This window comes from Bradyrhizobium sp. USDA3010 (assembly GCF_056429065.1).
This window is the reverse complement of the sequence record NZ_JBWJZD010000096.1, coordinates 1-5,688: the sequence shown is the minus strand read 5'-3', so window position 1 is coordinate 5,688 and position 5,688 is coordinate 1. Positions and strand designations below refer to the sequence as shown.

Sequence of the window (5,688 nt, the reverse complement as noted above, 5' to 3'; positions counted from 1 at the left end):
GCGCGTTGCAAAGTACCGGTCGTCAGGCGGTGAAAAGCCGAAGGCAATCCTGTGCGCCTCGTCAGAGCAGATGTACGGCCGCATCAATCGGGCCCAAAAGCCGCACTCTCACGAATAGGACGGGCTAAGAAACAGCCGGATCGACGTCTGGAATTGCTGTAACACGAAGCCCAGACACTTGGCTCGGCTTCCGGACGGGCGCCGGCCGTCCTCTTCTTTGACATGGCAATCCTCCATTCAACCATGAGCAGGAGGGTCTGGGCTATGCGAATCGTCATCTTCCTAATCGGGATCGTCGCTAGGCCGACGTCACCACTCTCAAGTTCGCATGCACGTATGGACCATTTTTTAACGGGGATTTGCCTCCAATAATCGAACGGCCGCTACCCTCCCAGTCGCCGAGGAGCACAAGGCCGTTTCTACGCCGCACAGGCGCGCAACCGTGCTGGACAGTTTGTTTAAAATGTCACGTTCCATGCGCAGCCGCTCGTTCTCCTCACGTAGCCGGATGATCTCGGAAGCCTGGTGCGCCGGCATCGGCGCCGCCTGCGTGCTGGGGCGCCGCGTCGCCGATGCCGCTCCTTCCGCAGCTTGTCCACCCAGCGCCGCAACACCGAGTCGCGAAGACCGAGTTCCTTGCTGACCGCCGTGATCGACCGGCCACTCGATACCACCAGCTCAGCAGCCTGCCGCTTGTACTCTTCGGTAAGCGACCGACGTTGACGCTCTTGCATCCGACACCTCCGGGCTCTCTGAGCCTACTACATCAGGTGTCAACTCATTCGGAGGAGGTCCAGTTTCGCTTGATGCGTTTTCGCGGTAAGGATTGCCTTAGCCCGGCCGAAGTAGGCATCGGCAACGCGAGATTATCGATGCTGTCATGGTAGTGGACGTGATTGTGGCGTTCGACGAAAGCCCGGATCTGTCGTTCGAGGTCGCCGGGCAGGTAGTAGTTGTCGAGCGGAATGCGGTTCTTGACGGTCACTGATGCCGATGCTCGACTGTGCGACGCCATACAGCGTCGAACCGTTCGCCTGGCTCGCCAAAATGCTTCGGCGCATTGCTTATGGCTCGCGGAGCAGCGAAATCGACGCTCGGCGGAATCGCGCCGCCTGACAGCATCGCCTTACCGCGTACAAAAGAAGGGCCGCCTACGTTGCCGCAAGCGACCCAAGTCTAGGGAGGAACGCCCAAGGAGGGCAGCGATAGCGGGGCGCTACCGCATTGCCTGAAAATAGGACGATCGCGATCGGCGGCTCAATTGAACGTAGGGAAACGTCGGGCATCTAAAGGGACATGGAACGATACGAAGGTTTATGGGGCCCGCGCGCGAAGCTGGGCGAAGGCTGTCGTTGCCTATGCAACACGTCGAGCAGCAGCCAATCGATGCCATCGACAAGTCAATCTTTCTTATCAGAACAAGCGACGCGAGCGCGCCGACGGGGGACCAGACATATGAGTGCGGCCAACATCGCAAATGCGCCCGACAATCCTGCGAGGTTTGCGAGGAAACCGACTAACCACTGAGGCCGCCTTACGGCACGACGTGAATCACTATTATCCCGACCAGCAGAGCAGCACCTAAGACCGCAATGCCAATACTGATGCGAGCCGCGGTTGAATATGAATGGAAGGGTGGTTGTTCGGACATGCCGCCGCGCTCCTCTTCTAGCGCCGTCACCGATCTCAGCCCGTCTTTAGCTCGGGCGCCCTAGGATGAATAGAGGATGAGGGGCCAGGGAGCGACGGCCCCCCAGAATAGGTAGGAGCCCGATCCGATGTTGATGCTGTAGCGTCAAGCGTCGTTTGCCGTTGGGGCGGGAGTCCGTGGAGCATCAGGATCCGGCTGCGCGATCGAGCGGGTCTATGTCGACAACGACTACCGGCAGCCACGACGCGCGAAATCCCCGCCGCGTCTTCACTTCAGGTCAGAAGCGCGGCGTCGTCGGCGCGAGCTGTGAAGCCCAGTCCTCCTCTCAAACTCTGTAATGTTGAATCATTTAATCGGTAGTTGCCGGCCGAAATAGATGCTGCCTCTGGAGCGAGTGGGCAGAAGCACGTTTGCCCGGAACACGGCACTCGGAGCTCGTTTTTTCATAATCTTGGTTGTCCTCCAATTGACTTCGGCGCCGTTTTCGATTCAGACAGGCGCAGACAGGAATGCGTAGCCTGCACGAAGAAGACCTATCTGATATTCTCGGCTATGCATCGGATTGCGCTCTTCGTTACAAATGGCGTATCCGATGTCGTATATGCGCTTAACCCTCGCCTCACGCCGAACGCAATACCCCGCGAGCGCGGTTTCCAGGTCGTGGCTGCGATGGAGTTCCTGAGCGAGGACCAGAGCATCCTCGATCGCCATGCCGCCGCCCGACGTCATCTGCGGTGTCAGCGAGTGAACCGAGTCACCCAACAATACGACGCGGCCGCGGTGCCATGGTGCAGGCATCATCAATACGTCGAACGGGCGGTAGCTTATATGATTGCCCTGGCCGACCAAGTCGGCCGCTTGGATCAGTTCGGGCGCCGTAAATGGGGCGAGCAGGTTTCGAACATAATCGCAAACCTGATCTTGAGCGACACGAAGCTTTTCATCCGTGGTTTCCAGGAAGAACAGGTAACACAGCTCCTTCGACAGCGGCAGCGCGCCAACCAATCTCCCCGTCGGATGGCGATAGAGGATGAAGCCGTCCATAGCTTCGGTCCGAGAAACAGTGTAACGCCACACTCTTGGCCGGCGTAGTGCGGCTTGAACTCTTCGCCGAAGAGTTGCTGGCGCGTCTTGGAATAAACGCCATCGGCCGCGATCAACAAGTCTGCGCGATCTGTCTCGCCGTGCGAGAGCTGCACCGTCACGCCCTCAGCGTCCTGATCAATCCGAGTGACAGTCGTATTGAAGGCGATCTCGGCGCCGCTCGTCCTGGCGGCCTCCTCCAGGATCTGCCCGAGGCGCGGCCGCATGATCCCTAGCGCGGCTGGACGATCCGGGTCCCAAATTCTTGGCGAGAACTGCTGATGCAGCGGGTTTTATAGCGCGACAATCAGGATGAGAGCGGAGTCTCACCCTGATCGCCGCCGCGCAGGGTTTCCGGCGGCGTCGCGTATCGATACGACGTCCCACCCGTGACCGCTTTGCAGAGACGCTTCCACCAATTCCAATTCGGCGAGCGCTCGCAGCGCATTCCCGAGTAGGGTGATGCCAGTCCCGATCCGGTCGCTCCTATCTCCCATTTCGATGACTCGCACAAACACACCGATGCGTCGAAGCGCATGGGCGGCTGTCAAGCCGCCAATACCACCGCCCACGACGATAACGTTCTTCACCGCGCCCATGTTTCCTCCTACACGTCCGTTGTTCATCTCCCGTGGTGAACTGCGCCACTGCGCCTGCTCTGTGTGCAGTTCATCCGCTCGATACAGCGAGACTGCGATGTACGTCGTTTCGAGCGATTCCCTGATGCCTTCGGTCGAGCGGTCCCGCGCAAGACCGCTCGCCTTGCTACCGCCGAAGACCGCCGCGGGATTGGAAGCGAGCCCCCAGTCGAACGTGACCATGCCGCTCTGCATCTGGCCGGACAGGCGCAAAGCCCCGCTTCAAATCCTTCAGAACCTAGTTTTGTTGGCGTGCGTCCTGTTGGCGTGCGTCCCGCCGTGGAAGGGCACGATTGGCGCCACTTCGCTGAGATCGACGCTGAGGTGCGGCCGCTGCTGAAACTCGTCGATCACCGACATCTAAACGATGTCGAAGGACTGGAGAATCCGACCGCCGCGGTCATCGTCGATTGGTTCTTTGACCGCATTCTTGGCTGCTAGAGTGTGCCGATTTGCGAACGACGAGTCTTGGGTGGAGGTTAGGGTCGGTTGAGTGAAGCCATGAGCTGGGACAGACAAAAAAAGGGTCTTCGCAGCTGCGCCTGAGCCGCAAAGTCGACGCCATCTGTAGAACGTTGATGGTGTTGGTCCCGATCTCGATCATGCGATCAGCGTAGATTTTGAACGGAGCTGCTTGTGTCGGACTGCCTATCGCCTTCATCCGGTGCACCGTTCGCAAGTGAGGCCGAACTGCAAGCCAACTTTGTGGCGCCTAATGGAGCTTGGGCGGCCAGATCTGCCAATCATCGTCACAGATCTGACAAATCTCGCCTTCCTCGATGCCGAGATCACTCAGGTGCCCGTTCACTGAGTGCGGAAATCGCCAAGGCAAATCCGCCGTGTCTGGCGTCGAGTTCAGAACGGATGTCCCCGAAATCGAGCGAAGCCTCATAGCGTCGGTCGCAGCAGGCATGGTAACCGCAAACGTTACGTTCTGAAGGCCGACGCTCTCCAGGTGACCAATTAAGACCAGGCAACCGGCTACCATGTGTGCAATCCAACGAGTTAGATCACCCCAGTTAACTCTAGGCGCACTCATCACGAAGTGCGACTACCAATTCTTGGAGGTGGAAGGGCCGCGGGATGTCCCGATCGCTATTGAACTAGGTCGGGCCGGCGCGCATCCTCAATATCGTCGACGATGTCAGCAAGGAATGTCTGGGCGCCATTCCTGACACGTCGATCTCGGGCCGGCGTGTGGCGCGGGAACTGACGACGGTTGTCGCGCGGCGCGGCAAACCCGGCCTGATCGTCTCCGACAACGGCACCAAACTCACCTGTAACGCCATGCTGGCCTGGTACAAGGAAACCGGCATCGACTGGGACTATGGGACGAACGGGCGTCAACTGAAGCGGCCTAATTAAGCTTCAGCTCTTTGATTGCAAGCCGCGAGATGGCTGATGCGTTCGTTACGCCGCGCGCGCGGACCTCAATGACCTTGCGCGCGATAAATTCGCAAAGTGGGTCTCCCCGCTCGACCAACCCAAGCGATTCCAGCGTGAGCCGGTAAGCCCAATTAAGCGATTTCCGCTCCTTTTCCGTATAGGTACTTCCGGCGAGCAGGCGATTGATTGTCATCGGCCAACGATCCCGTGGAACCGATAATCATGCCCGAATAGGGGACCAGGGGATGTCCCGATCGCTGTTGAACTAGGTCGGGCCGACGTTGCCGGAATGAATGTTACGCGGCCCTCGTGACGTGGGCAACGGGGTTGATCGTCATGCGATTGTGGCGAGCTTGAAGAGCCGCACGCAGAACCGACAATTGGTTATGCGCCTTCAATCGTCGGAAGCCCTTGTTAGCCTCGATCATGCCGGCCGCGACCCATCGCAAGGCCATACCGGCATCCCGCCAGCGTTTGACGTTGCGCGTGACGCGGCGAATGGTGCCCATCATGTTCTCGGCGATGTTGGTACAGGCGAGCGATCGACGAAGCTCCTTCGGCAACTTCAACCGGACGACAGTCAGGATTTCGTCGAGGCCTTCGAGGATGCTGGCCGCTACGCCGGGCCATTGCTGGTCGAGTCGACGCGCGAGATTGCGGATCAATTTTTCGGCCTTGTCGGCGTCATCGAGCTCCCAGGCCTGGCGCAGCACCCGACGGGTGGCCGCATGATGCTCTTTCGGCAGGCGTTCCATGATGTTGCGCGCCTTGTGGATCTGGCAGCGCTGGATCGCAGCGGCCGGACTGCGGCTGCCGCTGCCGGCCGGGCTCGCCTACGATCGAGCGGGCACAATTGTTCTCAATCCGGATGAGGAGGTGCGCGCCCGTCTTCATCTCGTGTTTGCTAAATTCCGGGAACTGCAAAGTGCG

5 protein-coding genes and 4 pseudogenes are annotated in these 5,688 nt (G+C 59.4%); 2 read left to right on the top strand and 7 right to left on the bottom strand.

The window, feature by feature from the left end:
- Window positions 1-458: 458 nt before the first annotated feature.
- The 5 genes and pseudogenes from AC066Y_RS42765 to AC066Y_RS42745 form a co-directional block, all read right to left on the bottom strand.
- Window positions 459-734, bottom strand: coding sequence for a transposase (locus tag AC066Y_RS42765; RefSeq protein WP_428841095.1), 276 nt, complete (start codon window positions 732-734; stop codon window positions 459-461).
- A gap of 44 nt (window positions 735-778) precedes the next feature.
- A pseudogene (locus AC066Y_RS42760) lies at window positions 779-982 on the bottom strand (IS3 family transposase); the annotation flags it as partial.
- A gap of 1,158 nt (window positions 983-2,140) precedes the next feature.
- Entirely contained in the window at window positions 2,141-2,695 is a 555-nt protein-coding gene (locus AC066Y_RS42755) for an FAD-dependent monooxygenase (RefSeq protein ID WP_478279077.1), read from the bottom strand.
- A 128-nt stretch (window positions 2,696-2,823) separates the two neighbouring features.
- A pseudogene (locus tag AC066Y_RS42750) lies at window positions 2,824-2,961 on the bottom strand (FAD-dependent oxidoreductase); the annotation flags it as partial.
- 99 nt (window positions 2,962-3,060) lie between these two features.
- On the bottom strand, window positions 3,061-3,555 hold the full coding sequence (locus tag AC066Y_RS42745; protein WP_478279076.1) for an NAD(P)-binding protein: 495 nt from the start codon (window positions 3,553-3,555) through the stop codon (window positions 3,061-3,063).
- 96 nt (window positions 3,556-3,651) lie between these two features.
- Here AC066Y_RS42745 and AC066Y_RS42740 point away from each other — a divergent pair, with 96 nt between their 5' ends.
- A complete protein-coding gene (locus AC066Y_RS42740; protein WP_283088193.1) occupies window positions 3,652-3,813 on the top strand; it encodes a 6-carboxytetrahydropterin synthase in 162 nt (53 codons plus the stop codon).
- A gap of 678 nt (window positions 3,814-4,491) precedes the next feature.
- Window positions 4,492-4,725: pseudogene (locus AC066Y_RS42735) on the top strand (DDE-type integrase/transposase/recombinase); the annotation flags it as partial.
- Between the two features lie 4 nt (window positions 4,726-4,729).
- Here AC066Y_RS42735 and AC066Y_RS42730 read toward each other — a convergent pair.
- A complete protein-coding gene (locus AC066Y_RS42730) occupies window positions 4,730-4,951 on the bottom strand; it encodes a hypothetical protein (protein WP_028352378.1) in 222 nt (73 codons plus the stop codon).
- A 103-nt stretch (window positions 4,952-5,054) separates the two neighbouring features.
- Window positions 5,055-5,558, bottom strand: a pseudogene (locus AC066Y_RS42725) (transposase); the annotation flags it as partial.
- Window positions 5,559-5,688: the final 130 nt, after the last annotated feature.

What these genes read in the sequence shown, in the direction of transcription:
- AC066Y_RS42765 (WP_428841095.1), bottom strand. Translation starts at nt 734, where the DNA reads ATGCAAGAGCGTCAACGTCGGTCGCTTACCGAAGAGTACAAGCGGCAG.
- AC066Y_RS42755 (WP_478279077.1), bottom strand. Translation starts at nt 2,695, where the DNA reads ATGGACGGCTTCATCCTCTATCGCCATCCGACGGGGAGATTGGTTGGC.
- AC066Y_RS42745 (WP_478279076.1), bottom strand. Translation starts at nt 3,555, where the DNA reads ATGGTCACGTTCGACTGGGGGCTCGCTTCCAATCCCGCGGCGGTCTTC.
- AC066Y_RS42730 (WP_028352378.1), bottom strand. Translation starts at nt 4,951, where the DNA reads ATGACAATCAATCGCCTGCTCGCCGGAAGTACCTATACGGAAAAGGAG.